Below are 21,206 nucleotides of genomic sequence, written 5' to 3'. Positions count from 1 at the left end.
CCTGCCCGGTAACAGATTGATTGCTGACTGTCCGCGATGGAACCTGTTCCGATGCTCTTGCCTACGATCGAACGTGGTCGGGACAGGGTTCAGCAATCCGAGGGAGAACTGATGAGTGTCATTCGCGCGTCCCTGATCACCACCGCGCTCGCCGCCGTCGGCCTGCTCGTTCTGCCCACGGCGACCGCGTCGGCCGACTCCGGCGCGGAGATCGTCGACTACGGCCGCGGCTGCGTCGTCGATCCCGGCAATTCCGCGGCGACCCTGGATTCGCTGCGCTTTCGCTGCAACGTCACCCAGCAGGATCAGATCTACCGCGACGCGCGCGAAGGCGCCGTGCCGACGGGCGTGACCAACGGCTGGCTGGTCCGCCCGCCCCAATTCGAATCGATGGCGGCGGCCCTGTGGATCGGCAAGGTGTTCCGCACCGGACCCGACGGCGGCAGCCTGACCAACCGGGTGACCGGCGCGGGCATCGAGGCCTTCCCGGCCGACGTCTACCGGGCGCCGTCCATTCTCGACGGCGGCCCGACCTGGGCGCTGAACTACGCACCGTCGCCGACACCGCAGGTCTACGACGAGATCCGCGAGATCAGCCCCGGCGTCTGGTTCGGCTACTCGTGGTGGCGCGAGGGCGACTGGCCGCTGCTGGCCGCCTTCGTGCTCGCTCCCGCGTGAGTCACTGTTGACCCTCCCCCGGCTGGAGGGTGTTGGCTGATCCCATGACAGCCACCGTGGCGATCGGCGAGTTCGCCCGCCTCACCCATCTGAGCGTCAAGACGCTGCGCTACTACCACGAGATCGAGTTGCTCGAGCCGGTCGCGGTGGACGCGGGCACGGGCTATCGCCGGTATTCCACCGACCAGGTGGAGACGGCGCATCTGATCCGCAGGCTGCGCGATCTGGACATGCCGTTGCCCGACATCCGCACCGTGCTCGCGGCCGCCGAACCGGCCGACCGCGACGCCACCCTGCGCGCCCATCTGACCAGGATGGAAGCCGAATTGCAGCGGACCCGCGACGTGGTCGCCTCGCTGCGCGCGCTGCTCACCGTGCCCGCGCCCCCGCTGCGGGTGGACTACCGGGTCGAACCCGCGTTCACCGCGCTCACCCTGACCGAATCGGTCGACCGCGACGCGATTGCGCCGTGGTGCGGCACCGCGTTCGAGCAGCTCTACGTGAGCCTGCTCGCTGCGGGCGTGACGCCGGGTGGGGTCGCGGGCGCGACCTATTCGACCGAGTTCTTCACCGAGGCCACCGGCGCGGTCACCGCGTACGTGCCGCTGCCGCCCGGCGCGGACCTGATCCCGCCGGACGGACTCGCGATCACCGAGTTCGCGGCCCGCCGCTTCGCTATCGCCGTGCACACCGGCGCGTTCGAGGACTTCGACCGCACCTACGGCGCGCTCGGCAGCCACGTCGCCGAGCACGACACCGTACTTCCCGACGAACCGGTCCGCGAGCGCTATCTCGTGGGACCGGACATCACCGATAACCCGGCCGACTACCGCACCGAGGTGTGCTGGCCGATCACCGAAGGAGAGATCCGATGACCCTCGCCCTTGGCAATGTCACGTTCGACTGCCACGACGCGAACGCGCTGGCCGAGTTCTATGCCCAGCTGCTCGACCGCCCCGTAGACCCGGAGGCCTCCGCGTTCTTCGCCACCGTCGGCCAGACCGCGGGCGCCTCGCCCGTGCTGATGTTCATCCAGGTCCCGGACAAGACGCCCGGCAAGAACGTGGTGCACCTGGACTTCCACGCCGTCGAATGGCGCGCCTACGTCGAGCGCGCGATCAGCTTGGGTGCCAAGCACATCGGCGACTTCGACGAGTACGGCCAGCAGTGGGTCACCCTCGCCGACCCCGAGGGAAACCTCTTCGACATCGGCAAGGAGTGACCGCGACGAGGGCCTGATCAGGACAGTTCGCGCTGGAGGTTGCCCAGCACCTCGGCCTGGATCTTCTTCAGGCCCAGGGGCGCGAAGATGCCCTCGAAGATGCCCGACACGCCGCCCGCGCCGGTCCAGGTGGTGCGGAGGGTGACCTGCGAACCGGCGCCGTCCGGGGTGACGGTCCAGGTGTTGACCATCGAGGAGTTCGCGTCGCGCTCGGTGAGGATCGAGTCCGACACGGTGACGCTCGCGCGCACATTGCGCGAGCGCTTCTCGGTCGCCTGCAGCGTCCACTCCACCACGGTGCCCGCGCCCTTGCCGCCCTCGACGACCTTGTAGTCGCGGTAGTGCGAGGAGAGGATGCGCGGACGGATCGTCTCGTAGTCGCCGATCGCTTCGAGCGTGCGCTGCGGATCCGCGGCGACGACGATCGAACTGCTGGCGCTGACCTGTCCCACTGTTGACTCCTTGTCGGGGGTGCGATATCTCGACCGGGTTACATCCTGCCCTGTGCCTCACCGGATCGCCCGACCAGGTTGGGCGAAAGGGAAACATATGCGTGACATTTCATCGTGGCGGGGTGGTATTCGGTAGCCCGATGGACACGGTCGTACTAGCGTCGAATGCGTGGCAGTGAGTCTTTTGGGTAGGGCCGGCCACGAACCGGCCGCACGCGAGTCTGGATATGCCGCGCACCGGGAGGGTGTGGAGCGACTGCTGGCAAGCTATCGCGCCATTCCACCCGGCGCCGTCGTCCGCTTGGCGAAGAAGACGTCGAATTTGTTCCGGGCCAGGGCGGCCACCACCGCGCCCGGCCTCGATGTGTCGGGCCTCGGGCGGGTGATCGCGGTGGACCCGGAAGCGAGAACCGCCGATGTCGCAGGCATGACCACCTACGAGGACCTGGTGGCGGCGACGCTGCCCTACGGTCTGGCGCCGCTGGTCGTGCCGCAGCTCAAGACCATCACCCTGGGCGGTGCCGTCACCGGCCTCGGCATCGAGTCCACCTCGTTCCGCAACGGCCTCCCCCACGAATCCGTGCTGGAAATGGACGTACTGACCGGTTCCGGCGAGATCGTCACGGTGAAACCCGAGGGCGAGACCGCCGACCTGTTCCGCGGCTTCCCCAACTCCTACGGCACGCTCGGCTACACGGTCCGGCTGAAGATCGAGCTCGAACCCGTCAAGCCCTATGTCGCGCTGCGCCACGTGCGCTTCCACGACCTGCGCGAACTCGAAGCCGAGCTCGCGCGCATCGTCACCGAGCGCAGCTACGAGGGCGAACGGGTCGACTACCTCGACGGCGTCGTGTTCACCGCGACCGAGAGCTACCTCACCCTGGGCAGGCAGACCGACGAGCCGGGCCCGTTCAGCGACTACACCGGAATGGACATCTACTACCGATCCCTGCAGCACGCCGACGGTGTGCAGCGGGACCGGCTGACCATCCACGACTACCTGTGGCGCTGGGACACCGACTGGTTCTGGTGCTCACGCGCCTTCGGCACCCAGAACCCGAGGATCCGCCGGTTCTGGCCCAAGGCGTACCGCCGCAGCAGCTTCTACTGGAAGCTGGTGGCCCTCGATCGCAAGTACCACATCGGTGACCGGCTGGAGGCCCGCAAGGGCAACCCGCCGCAGGAGCGGGTGGTCCAGGACATCGAGGTGCCGGTGCACCGCACCGCCGATTTCGTCGAATGGTTCCTGAGGGAAATACCCATCGAGCCGATCTGGTTGTGCCCGTTGCGGTTGCGCGAGACCGCCGGCGACCCGGCGGGCGACCGTCCATGGCCGCTGTACCCGCTCGAACCGCAGCGCACCTACGTCAATGTCGGATTCTGGTCAGCCGTCCCGAGCAAGCCCGGTCAGCCGGAGGGGGCGGCCAACCGCGCGATCGAGAAGATCGTGTCCGAATTCGACGGGCACAAGTCGCTGTACTCGGATTCCTACTACGCCGAAGACGAGTTCGCCGAGCTGTACGGCGGCGAGATCTATTCCGAACTGAAGAACCGTTACGACCCGGACCAACGACTGCTGAATCTGTATTCGAAGGCGGTGCAACGCAAGTGACGACATTCAAGGACCGATCCGAAGTATTCGCCGAGCTGGGAACCCGGCTCACGATCGCCGAGGTTTTCGAGACACTCATCGACGGGGAGATCCCGATCCGGTTGACCGCCTACGACGGCAGCGCGACCGGACCGGAGGACTCGCCGTACACCCTCGACATCAAGAGCCCGCGCGGCATCAACTACCTGGCCTCGGCACCCGGTGACCTCGGCATGGCCCGCGCCTACATCGCGGGCGACATGGTCGCCGACGGCGTGCACCCCGGCGACCCCTACGACATCCTGAAGGCCATGCAGGCGATGAAGTTCCATCGCCCTTCGGCGTTGTCGCTGGTCACCATCGCCCGTTCGCTCGGCTGGGAGCGGCTCAAGCCGATCGCGCCGCCGCCGCAGGAGACCCTGCCCCGCTGGCGCCGGATCGCGCTGGAGGGCCTACGCCACTCCAAGACCCGCGACGCCGAGGCGATCCACCACCACTACGACGTCTCGAACAAGTTCTACGAGTACGTCCTCGGCCCGTCCATGACCTATACCTGCGCGGTCTACGGCGAGCCGGACTGGACGCTGGAGCAGGCACAGGAGAACAAGTACCGGCTGATCTTCGAGAAGCTGCGGCTGAAGGAAGGCGATCGGCTGCTCGATATCGGCTGTGGCTGGGGCGGCATGGTCCGCTACGCGGCCCGGCGCGGCGTGAAGGTCATCGGCGCCACGCTCTCGGCCGAGCAGGCCGCCTATGCGCAGCAGAAGATCGAGGAGGAGGGCCTGGGCGAGTTCGCCGAGGTCAGGCACAGCGACTACCGCGACATCCCCGAGGGCGAGTTCGACGCGGTCTCCTCGATCGGCCTCACCGAGCACATCGGCGTGCACAACTACCCGTTCTACTTCGGCTACATCAAGGACAAGCTGCGCGACGGCGGCCTGTTCCTCAACCACTGCATCACCCGGCCGGACAACACCCGCACCACCAAGGCGGGCGATTTCATCGACCGCTACGTGTTCCCCGACGGCGAACTGATCGGCTCGGGCCGGATCATCTCCGAGGTCCAGAACATCGGCCTCGAGGTGCTGCACGAGGAGAACCTGCGCGAGCACTACGCGCTCACCCTGCACGAATGGTGCAAGAACCTGGTCGAGAACTGGGACGCCTGCGTCGCCGAGGTGGGCGAGGGCACCGCGAAGGTGTGGGGTCTGTACATGGCGGGCTGCCGGCTCGGCTTCCAGCGCAATGTGGTGCAGCTGCACCACGTGCTCGGCGTGAAGCTCGACCGCAGCGGCACCTGGGACGTCCCGCTGCGTCCGTGGTGGCAGCCGTAATCCGATCCTGAGCTCGGGTGCGCGTCGGCGCACCCGAGTTCGCGCTCAGACCAGCAGCTCGTCGAGGAAGTGGCCGGGCACCTCGGCGAGCAGTGGATGCGGCTGTCCCTCGTGCGATTGCGTGCGCACCACGTGCAGCAGCCCGACGACGCCGGGTCCCGCGTCGAGCAGCGGCCTGGACCAGCCGAGATCGGCGCAGGTGCGCAGCACCGGCAGGACCAGCCCGGTCGCCTCGCCGACCCAGCCCGCCGACGCCAGACACTCGGCGAGCAGCAGTGTGGCATCCAGTTCCGCCCGGGGACGGGACTGATCGAGCAGCCGCGCGTAGAGCACCCGCGCGTGCCGGGCGGCCCGGTCGTCGGCGCGCAGCCGCTGTTCGGCCAGCAGGGCCCTGATCTCGGCGATTTCACGCGCTTCCGCGATGAGCACCGCCGCACCGGACTTGCTCCGCTTGCCGTTGCCCGACGGGCCGGCGGCGAACAGGTCGGCGGTGTCACCGGCGGGTAGACCCAGGCGCGACCGCTCGGCTCGAACATGCGCGTCGAGCCGAGCCAGCCCGTTCGCCGCGGCCACTCGCGCACCCTCGTCCAACCGCGCCGACGCCGTGTACTGGTCGCCGAGCGCGGCCTTCACCCGCGCGCCGATCACGAAAGTGGCGACCAGGAAGTCGACCGGCCCGACCCGCGTGACCAGCTCATGACTCTCGTCGAGCAGGCGATCGGCCAGGTCCAGGTCGCCGCGCCGGTAGGCGACCTCGCCCAGGAGCGCCGCGGCCACCCGCGCCGCGTCCGAACGCGGCCCGGCCCGGTCGCGCGCCGTGTCGTAGGCGAGCTCGAAACACTCGGTGGCGGTGGCGATGTCGAGTTGCTCGTAGGCGGCGGCGCCACGCGCGCACAGGCCGAAGACCGGGCCGAGCGGATCCTTGGACCGCGCGTGATATTCGGCCGCCCAGTCCTGCATCTCGGTCGCGCCGGCGAAGTCGAACTCGCAGAGCCGGACGAACGACACCAGATTGGCCGCGGTCGAGACCGTCCACGCGGGCAGTTCGTCGGGGGTCTCCAGGCAGGCGGCGAGCTTGTCGGTCACGCCGTCGAGGTCGTCGTGCGCGACCCGGTCGGCGGCCTCGAGCACCGTTGCCGCGCAGCGCTGTTCGGCCAGCTCCGGTTCGCCGCCGCCACCGCGCGCCAGCAGATTCGACAACCGGCCGAGCGCCGCGCGTGCGGTGCTGGTCTCCTGCAGGTTCATATTCGCCCGCGCGACCGCCATCAGCAGCTTGGAGCGGGAAGTCACCTGCTGCACCGGCAGTTTCGAGACGCTGCCGAGCAGCGTCGCCAGCCGGGACCGGTCGATCAGGTCCATGCCGCCGCTCTCCAGCAGGTCGGCCGCGAGCTTGAGATCGGTGGCGGCCAGCGCGTGGTCGACCGACTTGCGCAGCAGTTGATGCTCGGCGTACCAGCGAGCTGCCTTGCGGTGCAGCACTTTCGCGCGGCCGGGGTGTTCGCGTTCGAGCCGGGCCCGCAGGTGCTCGGCGAACAGCGGCTGCATCCGGTACCACTCCGGGTCGTGCTCGATCCGGTGCACGAACAATTCGCGCTGCTCGACTTGTTCGAGCATCGTCGCGCCGTCGGCGACATCGGCGAGCAACGAGGCAAGCGAGCCGTTCACCCGCTCCACCACCGAGATCGCCATCAGGAATTCCAGCAGCTCCGGATCCATACTGTCCAGGACGTTCTCGGCCAGGTACTCGCGCATCCCGTGCCCGCCCTCGGCGAGCTGAGCGAGCAGCTGAGCCAGATCGGCCTTGCCGCGCAGAGTCAGGCTCACCAGCTGGATCGCGGCGGGCCAGCCCTCGGTGGCGGTGTGGATCTGCTCGCACTGCTCGTCGGTGAGCACGAAGCCGTTGCGCTCAACCAGGATCTGACGCGTCTCGGCCTCGGTGAGCCGCAGGTCCGCAGCACCCAGCTCCACCAGTTCGTCGCGCACCCGCAGCCTGCTGATCGGCAGACCGGACTGGTCACGGCTGGTCACCACGAAACGCACATGGTGACAGCCGTTGTCGAGCAGCGCCGCCATCGCGCGATCCACGCCGGGGTCGCTGACCCGATGCCAGTCGTCGACGACCACGACCACGCTGCGGTCGCTGGCGTGGATCTCATCGATCAGGGTTGCGATCACGAACGCGGCCGCGTCGGCGGGACGCTCCTCGAGCACCTGCTCGAGTACGGCCGGCGCCCACGTCGGGGCGGACCCGGCGGATGGCTTGGATCAGGTGGGCGAGGAACCAGATCTCGCTGTCGTCGTCCTGGTCGATGCCGAGCCAGGCGACCGGGATATCGCGGGCGACCAGGTCGGCCCGCCACTGCGCGGCGATCGTGCTCTTGCCGAATCCGGCGGGGGCGTGGATCAGGGCGAGCCTGCGGGTGCCGCCCGCGCGCAGCACGTCGAGGAGGCGCTGCCGCGGGAAGGGCTCGCGGGCCGGCGTCGGCGGCCGGAACTTGGTGGCGGCTGTCGGTGGGAAGGTGGCGGTGTTGCCGCTGGGCAGCGGCACCGAGGCGCCGACGGGCTGCAACGTCAGCGGCCAGCTTCGGCGGGCGGTGACAGCCTTCAGCGATTCCGGGGTGTCCGCATCGGTGGTTTCCGTGGTGGTGTCGAGCAGTGCCATCTCGTCGGGCATCTGGCCGTGCGCGAGCTGGACATCGCGCAGCAGCTCGCCGAATTCGTAGGCCGAGGCGGGGCGGTCGTCCGGGGCGGGTGACATGGCCTTTTCGATCACCGCGGCCACATCGCCGGGAATGTCCTGGGCGCGCAGATCCGGCACCGGTTGGGTGGTGATCCGCAGGAACTGCGCGATCACCTTCTCCCCCGCCTGCCGCTCGAAGGCGGCGTGGCCGGTCAGCAGGGCGAACAGGGTCGCGCCGAGCCCGTAAATGTCAGACCGTACGGTCGGTTCTTGACCTTTGAGCACCTCAGGCGCGGTAAACGCGGGCGAACCGGTGATCAGGCTGCTCGAGGTCTGGAAGCCGCCGGGGATGCGGGCGATGCCGAAATCGGTGAGCTGCGGTTCGCCGTAGTCGCTGATCAGGACGTTCGCGGGCTTCACGTCCCGGTGCAGGATGCCGACCCGGTGCGCCGATTCGATCGCCGCCGCCAGTTTCACCCCGGCACGCAAGGTGTCGGCCCAGGTCAGCGGCCCTCGATCGTGAATGAGCCGTTCGAGTGAGCCGCGCGACCAATACGGCATGACGATCAGCGGCACCCCGGTCGCGGTCACGTCGACCTGCAGGATGTCGACTATGTTCGGATGCCCGGACAGCCTGCCCATCGCCTGTTCCTCGCGCAGGAACCGCTCCCGGCTCTCCACGTCGATCTCCGAGGACAGCACCTTCACCGCGACGACCCGGTCGAGTGCGGGCTGCAGGCACCGATACACCACGCCGAACCCGCCGCGCCCGATCTCCTTGGCCCCGGTGAGCCCCATGGCGTCGAGCTCGGCGACGACCGCCTCGTCCAGCTCAGCAGGCACCTTGACCCGCTGGGTATTGTTCCCCACCGGTGACGACTCGGACGGCCCGCGCTGTATACCGGTCGGCTCCGGTTCCATGTGACCACCCCTCGAAGCGAATCGGCGGCACCGGCGTTTCAGTCGGCGTACGGACCCCCGAAAATCCGTACATATCCAAGCTAGCGCGATCCCGCATCTATCGGGTGGAGATTCGGTGCTGTGGCGGCATCGGTTGCCCGCCCACGATCGTCAGCGCCTGGCGAGTTTCGGCTATCGTGGCGCCCATAACCTCTGGGGCGGGCTGTTCCTGCTGCTGTTCTTCGTCATTTTCGGCAGGTTCGTCTGGGGGCTACTGAACGTGGTGGCCGAGTTCACATGGGACGCATACACACTGCGGCGCATCAAACGCGAGATCACCGCGCTGCCCGATGAAGTTACCGCCCCGCACGGCAAGTTCGAGGCTTCATAAGCCGGTTGCCGACTGCGGCGGCATGCGAGGCGATGGACCGAGTCCCCGATCAGCCACCCATGGCAACTGATGAGGACGCGGGCCGCAGACAACAACACGCCACGACGACGAACCTTGCCTTGCCCAACCTCTCTATCTGAAGTTGAACTTTAGTTTTATGGAGCAGGCGAGCTCAATACTAATATTGAGCTTTAGTTTTGCGCAGAGTACCGTCACCTTCTGTGCATCATGAGGCAAGGGAACGACGCGACCAGCTGTGGCGTATCGCTGCCCAGCAACGGGGCTACTTCACCGCCGCCGATGCGCTGGCGGCTGGATACTCCTACCAAGCTCAACGATTCCACAAGAACAGCGGCAACTGGATCCAGATCGATCGGGCGCTGTATCGGTTCCGCGAGTTTCTGGCACTCCCGGGGCAGGACACCGATCATCTCGTGCGCTGGACGCTGTGGAGTGCAGGTCAAGCGGTCGTCTCACACAGCACGGCGCTGGCCGTCCATGATCTGGGGATCGCGAATCCTGCCATTGTGGAACTGACTGTCCCGCCAGGGTTTCGGCGGAAGAACAGTGCGGTTGCCCTCCATAGGGCGACTCTTCCACCGACCGACATCGAGCACCACGACGGCTTTCGGGTCACCACCGCGGTCCGGTCAGTGCTCGACGCCGCAAGCGCAGGCACCGACCAAGACATAGTCGCGTCCGCCGTCGCAGACCTGCTACGCCGCGGTATCACCAGCCGTCGAACGTTGCTTCATCGCGCCCAGGAGGCTGGGCCGCGCGCCGAACTGTCAATCGAACGAGCAGTACGGGAGGGCGAGCAGTAACAAGGTATCGCAACGGCGCTGATCTGCGGACAGCGCTGGAGTTCAGACTAAAACGCGAATCCGATGAAACCGGGACGGACCTGGCCCGTCTGCGACGGCGAGTCGTCTTCGACCGCGTGGCCACCCGGCTCGCGGCCGACCCGCACCATGCGTGGGTCCTCAAAGGCGGTGCAGCCCTCGAATTTCGACTGTACCCTCGCGCCCGAGCCACCAAAGACCTCGACTTCGCTCTCGGCACTCACAGTGCGGACGGCCAATCCGTTCGGGACCTTCTCATCGAGACCCTTGCTGAGGATGCCGATCGCGACTGGTTCACCTTCGAGGTATCCCAGGCAACTGAATTGGCACTCGACGCCGCGCGACGCGCAGCTTGGCGTTACTCCGTGCAGGCGAACCTGGGCGGAAGGCAGTTCGCCTGTGTGCGCCTTGATGTAGCCAATCGGAGCGAAGAACTCGCTGCCACCGAACGGTTGCCGCTGCCTGACACCTTGAGCTTCGCCGGAATAGCCTGCCGCACCGTCGAAGCCGTCGACCGCCACCAGCACTTCGCCGAAAAGCTCCACGCACTCACCCGCGACTATGGTGATCGCCCGAACACCAGGGTGAAAGATCTTGTCGATCTTGTCTTGCTGATCGAGGACGGCCTCGAGCCGAACCCAGAACTTGCCCGGGTAGTCGATCATGTCTTCACTGTCCGTGGCACACATCCAGTTCCGGGGCACATCGAGGAACCGCCGCCCCTCTGGCAGAACCAGTACCCCAGCGCCGCAGCTCACTTGACGGAAATCCGACCGGACCTGCAACACGCACTCTCACTCGTCCGTGAGTTCTGGGCCCGCGCGTCAGCTCTGCCGAACTGAGCATCCGGCGAATTGGCCCGCCATGACGGAAGCCCGCCACCGAACGGTGACGGGCTTCCTGACCGGCCGGAACCGGGAACTACCGACTTACTTGCGCAGCGAGGCCGGGACCTCGAAGCGCGGGCCGAACTTCTTCGCCAGCTCGTCGGCGCGGGCCACGAAGGCCTCCTGGCCGCCGGGGTAGCCGACGATGAACTGGTGCGAGCCGCCCGACCAGGCCGGGAAGCCGATGCCGAAGATCGAGCCGATGTTCGCGTCGGCGGTGCTGGTGAGCACGCCTTCGTCGAAGCACTTCTGGGTCTCGATGGCCTCGGCGAACATCATCCGGTCCTTGAGGTCCTGGAAGGTGACACCCTCCGGGAGCTCACGCTGCGAGTTGTAGAGCGAGCGCAGCTCGTCCCACAGGCCGGTGGCCTTGCCGTCGACGTAGTCGTAGAAGCCCGCGCCGCCCAGCTTGCCGGTGCGGCCCTTGTCGTTGACCATGGTGTCGATGACCTCGGCGGTCTTCGCGGACGCGGCGTTGAGCTCGCCACCGGCAGCAAGGATGGCCTCGGAGGTCTCCTTGTAGATCTTCTGCATGGTGGTGAAGTTCAGCTCGTCCGAGAGCTTCAGCGGCGCGGCCGGGTAGCCGGCCTGCAGGCCCGCCTGCTCGATGGTGGCCGGGTCGACACCCTCGGCAACCATGGAGATGGCCTCGTTGATGAAGGTGCCGATCACACGCGAGGTGAAGAAGCCACGGCTGTCGTTGACGACGATCGGGGTCTTCTTGATGGCGAGGGTGTAGTCGTACACCCGGGCCAGCGCCTCGTCGGAGGTGTTCTTGCCCCGGATGATCTCCACCAGCGGCATCTTGTCCACGGGGGAGAAGAAGTGGATACCGATGAAGTCCTCGGAGCGCTTGACGCCCTCCGAGAGCAGGGTGATCGGCAGGGTCGAGGTGTTCGAGCCCAGCAGCGCGTCGGGATCGACGATGTCCTCGATCTCCTGGAAGACCTTGTTCTTGAGGTCGGGGTTCTCGAACACGGCCTCGATCACGAAGTCGACGCCCTTGAAGTCGGCGGCGTCCGCGGTCGGGGTGATGCGCGCCAGCAGCTCGGCCGACTTCTCCGGGGTGGTCTTGCCACGGGAGAGCGCCTTGGCCTCGATGGCCTCGGAGTACGCCTTGCCCTTCTCGGCGGCCTCGAGCTTGACGTCCTTGAGGACGACCTCGAAGCCGGCCTTGGCGGAGACGTAGGCGATGCCCGCGCCCATCATGCCGGCGCCGATGACACCGATCTTCTTGATCTCACGCTTCGGCACGTCCTTCGGACGCGAACCGCCACCGTTGATGTGGTTCAGGTCGAAGAAGAACGCCTGGATCATGTTCTTCGCGACCGGACCGGTCAGCAGGCTCGTGAAGTAACGGCCCTCGATGGTCAGCGCGTTGTCGATGTCGACCTGCGCACCCTCGACCGCCGCGGCCATGATGGCGCGCGGGGCGGGCATGTTGGTGCCCTTGATCTGCTTGCGCAGGTTGGCCGGGAACGCGGGCAGGTTCGCCGCGAAGGCCGGGGTGGCCGGGGTGCCGCCGGGGATCCGGTAGCCCTTCTTGTCCCACGGCTGCGCCGCCTCGGGGTTGGCCGCGATCCACGCCTTGGCGGCGGGCAGCAGCTCCTCGACCGAGGACACGACCTCGTCGATCAGGCCGATTTCCTTGGCCTTGGTGACGCGGTGACGCTGGCCCTGCAGCAGCACCTGCATCAGGGCGTTCTGCAGGCCGAGCATGCGCACGGTGCGGGTCACGCCGCCGCCACCGGGCAGCAGGCCCAGGGAGACCTCGGGCAGGCCGATGGCCGAACCCTTGACGTCGGCCGCGACACGGTAGTGGGTCGCCAGCGCGATCTCCAGGCCGCCACCGAGGGCGGCGCCGTTGATGGCGGCCACGACCGGCTTGCCGAGCTGCTCCAGGCGGCGCAGCGGGGCCTTCACGCGGGTGACCATGTCCATGACCTCGGCCGCGTTGTCCGGGCCGACCTGCATCATGTTCTTCAGGTCGCCGCCGGCGAAGAAGGTCTTCTTGCCGGAGGTGAGCACGACACCGGTGATGTCGTCCTTCTCGGCCTCCAGGCGGTCGACGGTCGCGGCCATCGAGTCGAGGTAGGCGTCGTTCATGGTGTTGGCGCCCTGGCTGGGGTCGTCGATCGTGAGGACGACCACGCCGTCGGCGTCCTTCTCCCAGCCGATGATGTTGTCAGTCATAGTTTTTCGTTCTCTCCTATGAGAAGTTTCGGCCGGGGATCAGACGCGCTCGACGATGGTGGCGACACCCATGCCGCCACCGATGCACAGGGTGACCAGGCCGTAGCGCGCGTTGCGGCGCTCCAGCTCGTCGATCACGGTGCCGGTGATCATCGCGCCGGTGGCACCCAGCGGGTGGCCCATCGCGATCGCGCCGCCGTTGACGTTCAGCTTCTCGTCCGGGATGTTGAGGTCCTTCTGGAACTTCAGCACCACGGAGGCGAACGCCTCGTTGATCTCGACGAGGTCGATGTCCTCGATCGTCAGACCGGCCTTGGCCAGCGCCTTCTTGGCGGCCGGGGTCGGGCCGGTCAGCATGATGGTGGAGTCGGCACCGGAGGTGGCGGTCGCGACGACGCGGGCACGCGGGGTCAGACCCGAGTTCTTGCCCGCCTCCTCGGAGCCGACCAGCACCAGGGCGGCGCCGTCGACGATGCCCGAGCTGTTGCCGCCGTGGTGGACGTGGTTGATCTTCTCGATGTAGGTGTACTTCTGCAGCGCGACGGCGTCGAAGCCACCCATCTCGCCGATGCCGGCGAAGGAGGGGTTCAGCTTGCCCAGGTCGGCGGCGGTGGTGCCGGGACGCATGTGCTCGTCGCTGTCGAGCACGACGAGGCCGTTCTGGTCCTTGACCGGCACGATCGACTTGGCGAAGTAGCCGCCGGTGGTGGCCTTGGCCGCCAGCTCCTGCGAGCGCACGGCGTAGGCGTCGACGTCATCGCGGGAGAAGCCCTCGATGGTGGCGATCAGGTCGGCCGAGATGCCCTGCGGCACGAAGTAGCCGTCGTAGTTGGTGGCCGGGTCGAGCGCCCAGGCGCCGCCGTCGGAGCCCATCGGCACCCGCGACATCGACTCGACGCCACCGGCGAGCACCAGGTCGTCGAAGCCGGAGCGCACCTTCTGCGCAGCCAGGTTCACAGCCTCGAGGCCGGAAGCACAGAAGCGGTTGAGCTGGAAACCGCCGACGGTGTCGGGCAGACCCGCGGTGGTGACGGCGACCCGGGCGATGTCCATGCCCTGGTCACCGACGGGGGTGACACAGCCGAGGATGAGGTCCGAGATCTGGTCCTCGTCGAGGTTGGGGAAGCGGCCACGCAGCTCCTGGATCAGACCAACAGTCAGATCGATCGGCTTGACCGAGTGCAGCGAGCCGTTCTTCTTGCCGCGGCCGCGCGGAGTGCGGATGGCCTCGTAGATGTAGGCCTCTGTGGTCATATCGGAGTGTTTCCTTCCTTGGGGTGCGGTGGCCGCACGAACGCCACGACCAATGTGTCTCGACGCCGTACAAATCCGGCAGCACCAGCGGAACATAGAGCCATGCTCCATCCGGCGATTCCGGCCACCCGTTCATACTACCGTGGTGTGCGAACTCCGGTTAACTTAACGTGGTCCAGCCGGTGGCTGTCAACCATCCAGACTCTTCGCTCCGAGCTCGTCTCGCAGCAACGCCAGAGCGACCTCGTCCGGGTCTTGCCGATCGCCGGGAGCCACCGGCTCCGCGGCGGCGGCCAGCATCTCCTGCTCCTCTTCCGGGGTCGGCGGCGCCAGCACCGCGTCACCCGGCCTGGAACCGCGCCCGGAATCGCCACCGGACCGGCTCGAATCGGACCCGTACCCCTCGTCGGGACCGGGGTCGTCGGGTAGGTCGGGGAAGTCGGGCGGCGGGATGTCGTCGTCGGAGGTCGGCTTGGCCTGACCGGACGCACCCGCCTGATTGCCGTTGGCCTGGCTCGGCCGGGAGAACTTGGGTCGTCCCGCTGGCTTGGCCTCGCCCTGACCCGCACCCCGCGCCGGAGCGTTCGCCGCTTTAGCCGCCGGACGCGGCGCGGGCGCACCCGTCTCCCAGCGCACATCCAGCTCGCGACCGAGCACCGCGCGCACCGCCGACCGCACCGCGTCGATATTGCGCGGATCCGACAGGCGCTGCGCCAGCGGCGGACTCTGATGCGCGAACACGATCACGTCGCCCTCGACCCGCGACACCGCCGCCCCCGACAGCAACGCCTGCAAGGTCGGCCCGAACTCCCGCACCTTCCCCTTGATCTCCGCCCAGGCTCCATCGACCAAGGCGACGAGGTCCTCCGCCGGTGCGGCGGGCGGCTGCGCGGCGGGCGGCTGCGAAGCGCCGGTGGGCTCCTGACGCGGCGCAGCAGCCTGCGGGCCTGCGGATTCCTGCGGAGACACGACTCTCTGCGCGGCCGCGGGCGCCTGACGCGGCGGCGTTTCCGGCGACACCGCGGGTGCTTGCCCGGCCTTGTCCGAATTGGCGAGCGGCGAGGGAGACGCTGTGGACTGCGGGGCCGTGACGTGTTGCGGAGCGGCATGTTCGTGCGCAGCCGCTGCCTCCTGCGTATCAGCCGGGACCTGCTCGAAGTCGCGCGACTGTGACGCGCCGGAGGGAGCGGTCGCCTGCGAGCGCGAAGCAGCCTGTGCCGCTTCACCTTCCATGCCAGAGGCAGACACCTCGCCCTGCGTCGAGGCGGACAACCCGACGTCAGGAGACATAGCCGCGCCTGAATGCGGCTGCGCGGCAGAATCTTCCACAGCGGCGCCGCCGATCGCCCGACCCGGCTGACCTGCGACAGAACCCTGCTGCCCGAGCGGAATCGACGGGGCGGCCTGCGGATCCTGCTGTCCAGCAGGAGAGTCGGCGCGTTCGCCCGCAGATGACCCGGCCGGTGCAGTCTGCGCCGCGACCGACGCGGCCGCCGCATTCTGCTGCCCGGCTGGCGCGGGTGCCACATCCTGCTGCCTGGCCGGTGCTGGTGCCACACTCTGCTGCCCGGCCGACGCGGCGGGAGCCACACTCTGCTGCCCGGCCGACGCGGGCGCCACACTCTGCTGTGCAGGAGTCGGCGCCGCAGGCTCGACCGCGACCGGGCCGCCCGCCGCGGCGGGGCGCTCACGGTTCGGTGCGGACGGTGCCGAACCGACTGCGGCCGCTTCCTTTTCGGCACGGGCGGCGGCCAGGAGCTCGGCGCCGCGGCGGCGGCTCTCGCCACCTGCGGGGCGGGGCGACGGACGCTCGGCCGGGGCGGCGGCCTGCTCGGGCGCCGGTTCACCGGCGGCGGGGCCGGGGCGCGCGGGGGCGGAAGGAACTGCGCCACCGGCGAATCCCCGCTCCAGGCGTTCGAGACGCTGGAGGGTGGCGGATTCGGTATCGGAGACCGACGGGAGGAGCATGCGGGCGCAGATGACCTCCAGCAGGAGGCGGGGGGCGGTCGCGCCGCGCATCTCGCCGAGACCCTCGTGCAGGAGTTCGGCGTACCGGGTGAGGGTGGCGGGACCGAGGCGTTCGGCCTGCTCACGCATGCGTTCCAGAACATCGCCGGGGCCGGAGACCAGGCCGCGCTCGGCGGCGTCGGGGACCGCGCGCAGGAGGATCAGATCGCGCAGGCGTTCGAGCAGGTCGACGGCGAAGCGGCGCGGGTCGTGGCCCGCCTCCATGACGCTGTCGACGGTGCCGAACAGCGCGGCGCCGTCGACGGCGGCGAGCGCATCGATCGCGTCGTCGATCAGCGCGACGTCGGTGACGCCGAGCAGCGAGACCGCGCGCGGATAGGTGACACCCTCGGGCCCGGCACCGGCCAGCAGCTGGTCGAGCACGCTCAGGCTGTCGCGCGGGGAACCGCCACCGGCCCGGATGACCAGCGGATACACCGCCTCCTCGACCGGCACGTGCTCCTGCTCGCAGATCTTGCCGAGCAGGCCGCGCATGGTCGCGGGCGGCAGCAGCCGGAACGGGTAGTGGTGGGTGCGCGAGCGGATCGTCGGCAGCACCTTGTCCGGTTCGGTGGTGGCGAAGATGAAGATCAGGTGGGCAGGCGGCTCCTCGACGATCTTGAGCAGCGCGTTGAAGCCGGCCGTGGTGACCATGTGCGCCTCGTCGACGATGAACACCCGATAGCGCGACTCGGCGGGCGCGTAGAACGCGCGATCACGCAGCTCACGGGTGTCGTCGACACCACCGTGGCTGGCCGCGTCGAGCTCGATGACATCGAGATTGCCCGCACCGCCCGGCCCCAGCGCCACACAGGACGCGCAGACCCCACACGGCGTGGAGGTCGGACCCTCCACGCAGTTCAGCGAGCGCGCGAGGATGCGCGCCGACGAGGTCTTGCCGCAGCCACGCGGACCGGAGAACAGATACGCGTGACTGATCCGTCCGGTATCCAGCGCCGTACTCAGCGGGTCGGTGACATGCTCCTGACCCACTACCTCAGCGAACGTCGCCGGTCGATACTTCCGGTACAGAGCCACGGCCCACAGGCTACCGCCGTGCTGTGACATGTGGATGAGCGGCCGACGCGTCGCTCGCCCGCACGAACCTCGTCACGCAAACGTGATGCAGATCACAGTTCGGGCGCAGGTTCGGAGCGGATGGGCAAACCCGGTCAGCGAGGCGCTACGGCCGAGCTAACGACTACATCGCGCGCGGCGAATGCCCAGAGGAACGGCAGTCGATCCTGGTTGTGGCGGAAATGCATACCCGTTCCCCGATTGACAGCTCCTTTCCAGATGTAACGAAACAATCAATCACCGTGACAGCGGCGCAAGCCCCTGGCTACCGTGGATCTCGGCAACTTCGGTGGCCAAACCTTCATCAGGTTGGTGACCCCGGCCGGTCCCTCATCCCGACCGGGGCACAACCTTCGCGCACCGTATCGCTCCCCCACCGCCGACCGGAGGAACGTTTCACCGTGCTGTCGTGTGATGACATCGCAGCCGCCTGGCTCGCCCACACCGACTTCGCCGGCGACCACGCCGCGGTCGGCCTGCTGAGCCGGGCGATCAGCCCCCAGGACTTCGACATCAAACGCGATTCGCTGCCCGTCGCCGCCGCGGCGGACCCGGCGACCGCCGCGGCCATCCTGCAACTGCTCGAACGCGGGCAGGTGCCGACGATGGCGGCCATCCGCACCCTCACCGCGCAGAACGAGATGCGCCGCGAGGCCGAGCGGATCGAGCGCCTCGGCAGGCGCGCCCAGCGCAGCATCGACGAGTTCGGCCGCATCCTGGCCCGGCTCGCCGCCGCGCACTGGTCCGAACACGGCATCGGCCCCACCCGGCGCGACATCCTCGCCGACGCCGAGGTCTCCGAACTCATCGCCGAGCGGGTCGGCGAGATCGCGCCGTCGGCCGTCAAGCATCTGTGGCTGATCGAGCGGGCGCAGCGCGCGGGCTGGATCGCCTCGAACGCGAATCCGGGTTCGCTGTGCCCGGCCCGCCGCTGGCACACCACCAAGTACGGCAACCGGGTGTCGCAGAAGCCGGTCAACATGATCGGCAAGCTGGTCGCCGGCTTCGTCGTCGAGCACACCGCCGAGCGGGGCAGGCCGCCGAGCTGGGCGGCGCTGGCCAGGGACGCACGCGACGATCGCGGCAGGCGCGTCTTCTTCGACGTGGCCGACGCGCATGCTCAGCGGCGCTGGCTGATCACCGCCGAATGGCTCGCCGACGGTGATGACCTGCCCGTTCCCGGCAAGCGCGGCGCCAGGGCGCTGGCGAAGGAAAACCGCGGCTAGAACCCGGCCGACACCAGCGCGGGCGGTGAGCGTTCGGTAATTTCCTTGCAACGCAATCACGCGTGAAAGGAGTTACCGTGCCCGCAACGATCGATCCTGCGGCCACCGCCTGGCTTCTCGCGGCTACCGCCATGGTGCTGTTGATGACGCCGGCGCTGGCCGTCTTCTACGGCGGGATGGTGCGCTCCACCGGCGTACTGAACATGCTGATGATGAGCTTCATCGCGATCCCGCTGGTCACGGTGGTGTGGCTGGTGGCCGGGTACAGCCTGGCCTTCGGTGACGACGCGGGCGGCGGCCTGATCGGCAATCTCGAGCACGCCGGCCTGGCCGGGCTCAATCCCGACTCGGTGCGCGGCACGATTCCGGAGCTGCTGTTCGTCACCTTCCAGCTGACCTTCGCGATCCTCACCGCCGCGCTGGTCTCCGGCGCGATCGCCGACCGCGCGAAGTTCGCCGGCTGGATGGCCTTCGTGCCGCTGTGGACGCTGGCCGTCTACGCCCCGATCGCGCACTGGGTGTGGGGACCCGACGGCTGGCTGCTCGGCTTCGGCACCCTCGACTACGCGGGCGGCCTCGTCGTCGAGATCGCCTCGGGCGCCTCGGCGCTGGCGCTGGCCCTGGTGCTCGGCCCGCGCATCGGCTTCAACATCGACGCGATGCGGCCGCACAACCTGCCGTTCGTGCTGCTGGGCGCAGGTCTGCTGTGGTTCGGCTGGTTCGGCTTCAACGCCGGTTCCGCGCTCGGCGCCACCGGCACCGCGGCGGCGGTCTTCCTGAACACCCTGGTCGCGGGCAGCCTCGGCATGCTCGGCTGGCTGATCGTCGAGCAGGTCCGCGACGGCAGGCCGACCACCTTCGGCGCGGCCTCGGGCGCGGTGGCCGGTCTGGTCGCGATCACTCCGTCCTGCGGCGTGATCAACACGGTCGGTTCGGTGATCGTCGGTCTGGCGGCGGGCATCGTGTGTTCGTTCGCCGTCGGCTGGAAGCACAAGGCGGGCTACGACGATTCGCTCGACGTGGTCGGCGTGCACTTCGTCGGCGGCATCGTCGGCACGATCCTGATCGGCCTGCTCGCCACCGAGGTGATGACCGGCGGCGTGAACGGGCTGTTCTACGGCGGCGGTTTCGCTCAGCTCGGCAAGCAGCTGGTCGGCGTGCTGGTGGTCGCGGCGTACGCGTTCGCGGTGTCGTTCGTGATCGGCAAGCTGATCGACAAGGTCATCGGGTTCCGCGTCAGCAAGGAAGACGAGACCGCGGGCATCGACTTCGCCCTGCACGCCGAGACCGCGTACGCCGAAGGCGTGCACGGCAGTTCGCCGCGCCGCTTCGGCGAGGGGCACTACGGGGGTCACTGACCCGCTAGCTGACCTCGTCGGCCGGGGACAACCAGGTGTTGCATTCGAAGTTGCGGTTCTTCGAGTAGCCCTGGTTGTACCAATCGCCGTTGTGCTCAGGCGTTCCGTGATCGCGGTGGCGGCCGTTGCCGTCACCGCGGTTGTAGTTGTGCTTGACCGCGGCGTAGCCCTCCTGCGAGGTCCACGAACCGCCCGCCTCGGCCGAACCGATGTACATGCCGCCGAAGCAGCTGGCCTGCAACTCCATTCGGCGCGAGGTCTCCAGCCCGCCCGCCGAGGTGGTGCCCTGCTCGCGGCGCTGATTCGATGAGGCCTGCAGCAGTCCGGTCAGACCCTGCACGTGATGGCCGTACTCGTGCGCGTACACCGACAACGCCTCCATCGGCGGATACGGCGTGCTGTGCAGGACCAGCCCGGCGGTCGACATGTAGATGGTGCTCGACGCGCTGCAGTAGAACGCGTCGCTGGAGGCGCCGCCGCAGGGCGAGGACAGCTCGGACGGATTCACCGCGACCACCAGGCCCGGGCTGCGGAACGGCAGGTTCGCGGCGGCGAGGTTGGTCCGCCACATCTGATCCAGGCAGCCCTGCGCGGCGGCGAAGAAGGCCTTGGCCGTGACCGCGTCGGTCGACCAGCGCGGCAGATCGCAGTCCATGTTGGGCAGGAAGGCGCTGTTGTCGCGGAACAGCGGATGCTGACCCAGCGCGATCACCGGTTGCGGCCCAGCGGGTTTCGTCGTCGTCGGCGCGGTGGTGCGGGCCGAGGTACGTACGGTCGTCTGGGGCGTCGTGGTCGGCGCGGGAGTGGCCGAACTGCTGTAGGTGAAACTCGGCGCCGTCGTCTTGGCGACGTTGCGCTTCGAGGAATCCTCCGACAGCGAGACCGCCGCGACCAGCAGCGCACCGACGATCCCACATACGGTGAGCACGGTGAGCAACGAACCGAACCACCCGCCACCACCCCGCCGCGGCGGCGGATACCCCTGCGGCGCATAGCCGTACGGCGGCGGCAGCGGGCGGGGGTACGGCGGCGGCATCGGCCTGCCGTACGCGGGCGGAACCGGTCTGCCATAGGGCGGCTGCGGCGGATACACGACACTCACTCCATCAAATCG

At 68.3% G+C, this 21,206-nt stretch carries 17 protein-coding genes; 10 read left to right on the top strand and 7 right to left on the bottom strand.

Going from position 1 to position 21,206, the window contains the following annotated elements; all coding sequences use genetic code 11:
* The first annotated feature begins 111 nt into the window (after positions 1-111).
* The 3 genes from NV348_RS17725 to NV348_RS17715 are packed head-to-tail and all read left to right on the top strand — an operon-like array spanning position 112 to position 1,900.
* Positions 112-678 carry a hypothetical protein gene (locus tag NV348_RS17725; RefSeq protein WP_447147878.1) on the top strand — a complete coding sequence of 189 codons (567 nt, stop codon included), beginning with the start codon at positions 112-114 and terminating at the stop codon, positions 676-678.
* A 44-nt stretch (positions 679-722) separates the two neighbouring features.
* Entirely contained in the window at positions 723-1,553 is an 831-nt protein-coding gene (locus NV348_RS17720; protein ID WP_447147877.1) for a MerR family transcriptional regulator, read from the top strand.
* Positions 1,550-1,900, top strand: a complete 351-nt coding sequence (locus NV348_RS17715) for a VOC family protein (protein WP_447147876.1) — start codon at positions 1,550-1,552, stop codon at positions 1,898-1,900. Before NV348_RS17720 ends, NV348_RS17715 begins: the two co-directional genes overlap by 4 nt.
* Before the next feature lie 17 nt (positions 1,901-1,917).
* On the opposite strand, the gene NV348_RS17710 is transcribed toward NV348_RS17715, so the two are convergent.
* Positions 1,918-2,352: an SRPBCC family protein gene (locus tag NV348_RS17710; protein WP_447147875.1), complete on the bottom strand. Its 435-nt coding sequence runs from the start codon at positions 2,350-2,352 to the stop codon at positions 1,918-1,920.
* Between the two features lie 175 nt (positions 2,353-2,527).
* On the opposite strand from NV348_RS17710, the gene NV348_RS17705 reads away from it, so the two are divergent.
* Both NV348_RS17705 and NV348_RS17700 read left to right on the top strand, forming a co-directional pair.
* A complete protein-coding gene (locus NV348_RS17705; protein WP_447151074.1) occupies positions 2,528-3,964 on the top strand; it encodes an FAD-binding oxidoreductase in 1,437 nt (478 codons plus the stop codon).
* The gene (locus NV348_RS17700) at positions 3,961-5,277 is read left to right on the top strand and encodes a class I SAM-dependent methyltransferase (protein WP_447147874.1); all 1,317 of its coding nucleotides are present in this window, start codon (positions 3,961-3,963) and stop codon (positions 5,275-5,277) included. Before NV348_RS17705 ends, NV348_RS17700 begins: the two co-directional genes overlap by 4 nt.
* A gap of 45 nt (positions 5,278-5,322) precedes the next feature.
* Here NV348_RS17700 and NV348_RS17695 read toward each other — a convergent pair whose 3' ends face one another.
* Together NV348_RS17695 and NV348_RS17690 are read right to left on the bottom strand one after the other, a co-directional pair.
* The gene (locus NV348_RS17695; protein WP_447147873.1) at positions 5,323-7,488 is read right to left on the bottom strand and encodes a winged helix-turn-helix domain-containing protein; all 2,166 of its coding nucleotides are present in this window, start codon (positions 7,486-7,488) and stop codon (positions 5,323-5,325) included.
* Positions 7,430-8,827: a serine/threonine-protein kinase gene (locus NV348_RS17690; RefSeq protein ID WP_447147872.1), complete on the bottom strand. Its 1,398-nt coding sequence runs from the start codon at positions 8,825-8,827 to the stop codon at positions 7,430-7,432. The genes NV348_RS17695 and NV348_RS17690 overlap by 59 nt, the downstream gene beginning before the upstream one ends.
* Positions 8,828-8,993: 166 nt before the next feature.
* Here NV348_RS17690 and NV348_RS17685 point away from each other — a divergent pair, with 166 nt between their 5' ends.
* The 3 genes from NV348_RS17685 (at position 8,994) to NV348_RS17675 (ending at position 10,932) form a co-directional block, all read left to right on the top strand.
* Complete coding sequence (locus NV348_RS17685) at positions 8,994-9,248, top strand: hypothetical protein (protein ID WP_447147871.1); 255 nt, start codon at positions 8,994-8,996, stop codon at positions 9,246-9,248.
* Between the two features lie 221 nt (positions 9,249-9,469).
* Entirely contained in the window at positions 9,470-10,072 is a 603-nt protein-coding gene (locus NV348_RS17680) for a type IV toxin-antitoxin system AbiEi family antitoxin domain-containing protein (protein ID WP_447147870.1), read from the top strand.
* Between the two features lie 116 nt (positions 10,073-10,188).
* A complete protein-coding gene (locus NV348_RS17675; RefSeq protein WP_447147869.1) occupies positions 10,189-10,932 on the top strand; it encodes a nucleotidyl transferase AbiEii/AbiGii toxin family protein in 744 nt (247 codons plus the stop codon).
* A gap of 87 nt (positions 10,933-11,019) precedes the next feature.
* On the opposite strand, the gene NV348_RS17670 is transcribed toward NV348_RS17675, so the two are convergent.
* The 3 genes from NV348_RS17670 to NV348_RS17660 form a co-directional block, all read right to left on the bottom strand.
* Positions 11,020-13,170 (bottom strand): 3-hydroxyacyl-CoA dehydrogenase NAD-binding domain-containing protein, encoded by a 2,151-nt coding sequence (locus tag NV348_RS17670; protein ID WP_447147868.1) that lies wholly within the window; start codon positions 13,168-13,170, stop codon positions 11,020-11,022.
* 39 nt (positions 13,171-13,209) lie between these two features.
* Positions 13,210-14,424: an acetyl-CoA C-acetyltransferase gene (locus NV348_RS17665; protein ID WP_447147867.1), complete on the bottom strand. Its 1,215-nt coding sequence runs from the start codon at positions 14,422-14,424 to the stop codon at positions 13,210-13,212.
* Positions 14,425-14,613: 189 nt separating this feature from the next.
* Positions 14,614-17,469 (bottom strand): DNA polymerase III subunit gamma and tau, encoded by a 2,856-nt coding sequence (locus NV348_RS17660; RefSeq protein WP_447147866.1) that lies wholly within the window; start codon positions 17,467-17,469, stop codon positions 14,614-14,616.
* A gap of 440 nt (positions 17,470-17,909) precedes the next feature.
* Here NV348_RS17660 and NV348_RS17655 point away from each other — a divergent pair, with 440 nt between their 5' ends.
* The gene (locus NV348_RS17655; protein ID WP_447147865.1) at positions 17,910-18,734 is read left to right on the top strand and encodes a hypothetical protein; all 825 of its coding nucleotides are present in this window, start codon (positions 17,910-17,912) and stop codon (positions 18,732-18,734) included.
* Positions 18,735-18,811: 77 nt separating this feature from the next.
* Positions 18,812-20,092 carry an ammonium transporter gene (locus NV348_RS17650; protein ID WP_447147864.1) on the top strand — a complete coding sequence of 427 codons (1,281 nt, stop codon included), beginning with the start codon at positions 18,812-18,814 and terminating at the stop codon, positions 20,090-20,092.
* 4 nt (positions 20,093-20,096) lie between these two features.
* Here NV348_RS17650 and NV348_RS17645 read toward each other — a convergent pair whose 3' ends face one another.
* On the bottom strand, positions 20,097-21,185 hold the full coding sequence (locus NV348_RS17645) for a neutral zinc metallopeptidase (protein WP_447147863.1): 1,089 nt from the start codon (positions 21,183-21,185) through the stop codon (positions 20,097-20,099).
* Positions 21,186-21,206: the final 21 nt, after the last annotated feature.

This window comes from Nocardia fodinahabitans, assembly GCF_052983615.1.
Note: the sequence above shows the minus strand (reverse complement) of the source record. Positions and strands in the feature narration are given on the sequence as shown.

What these genes read in the sequence shown, in the direction of transcription:
- NV348_RS17725 (WP_447147878.1), top strand. Translation starts at nt 112, where the DNA reads ATGAGTGTCATTCGCGCGTCCCTGATCACCACCGCGCTCGCCGCCGTC.
- NV348_RS17720 (WP_447147877.1), top strand. Translation starts at nt 723, where the DNA reads ATGACAGCCACCGTGGCGATCGGCGAGTTCGCCCGCCTCACCCATCTG.
- NV348_RS17715 (WP_447147876.1), top strand. Translation starts at nt 1,550, where the DNA reads ATGACCCTCGCCCTTGGCAATGTCACGTTCGACTGCCACGACGCGAAC.
- NV348_RS17670 (WP_447147868.1), bottom strand. Translation starts at nt 13,170, where the DNA reads ATGACTGACAACATCATCGGCTGGGAGAAGGACGCCGACGGCGTGGTC.
- NV348_RS17665 (WP_447147867.1), bottom strand. Translation starts at nt 14,424, where the DNA reads ATGACCACAGAGGCCTACATCTACGAGGCCATCCGCACTCCGCGCGGC.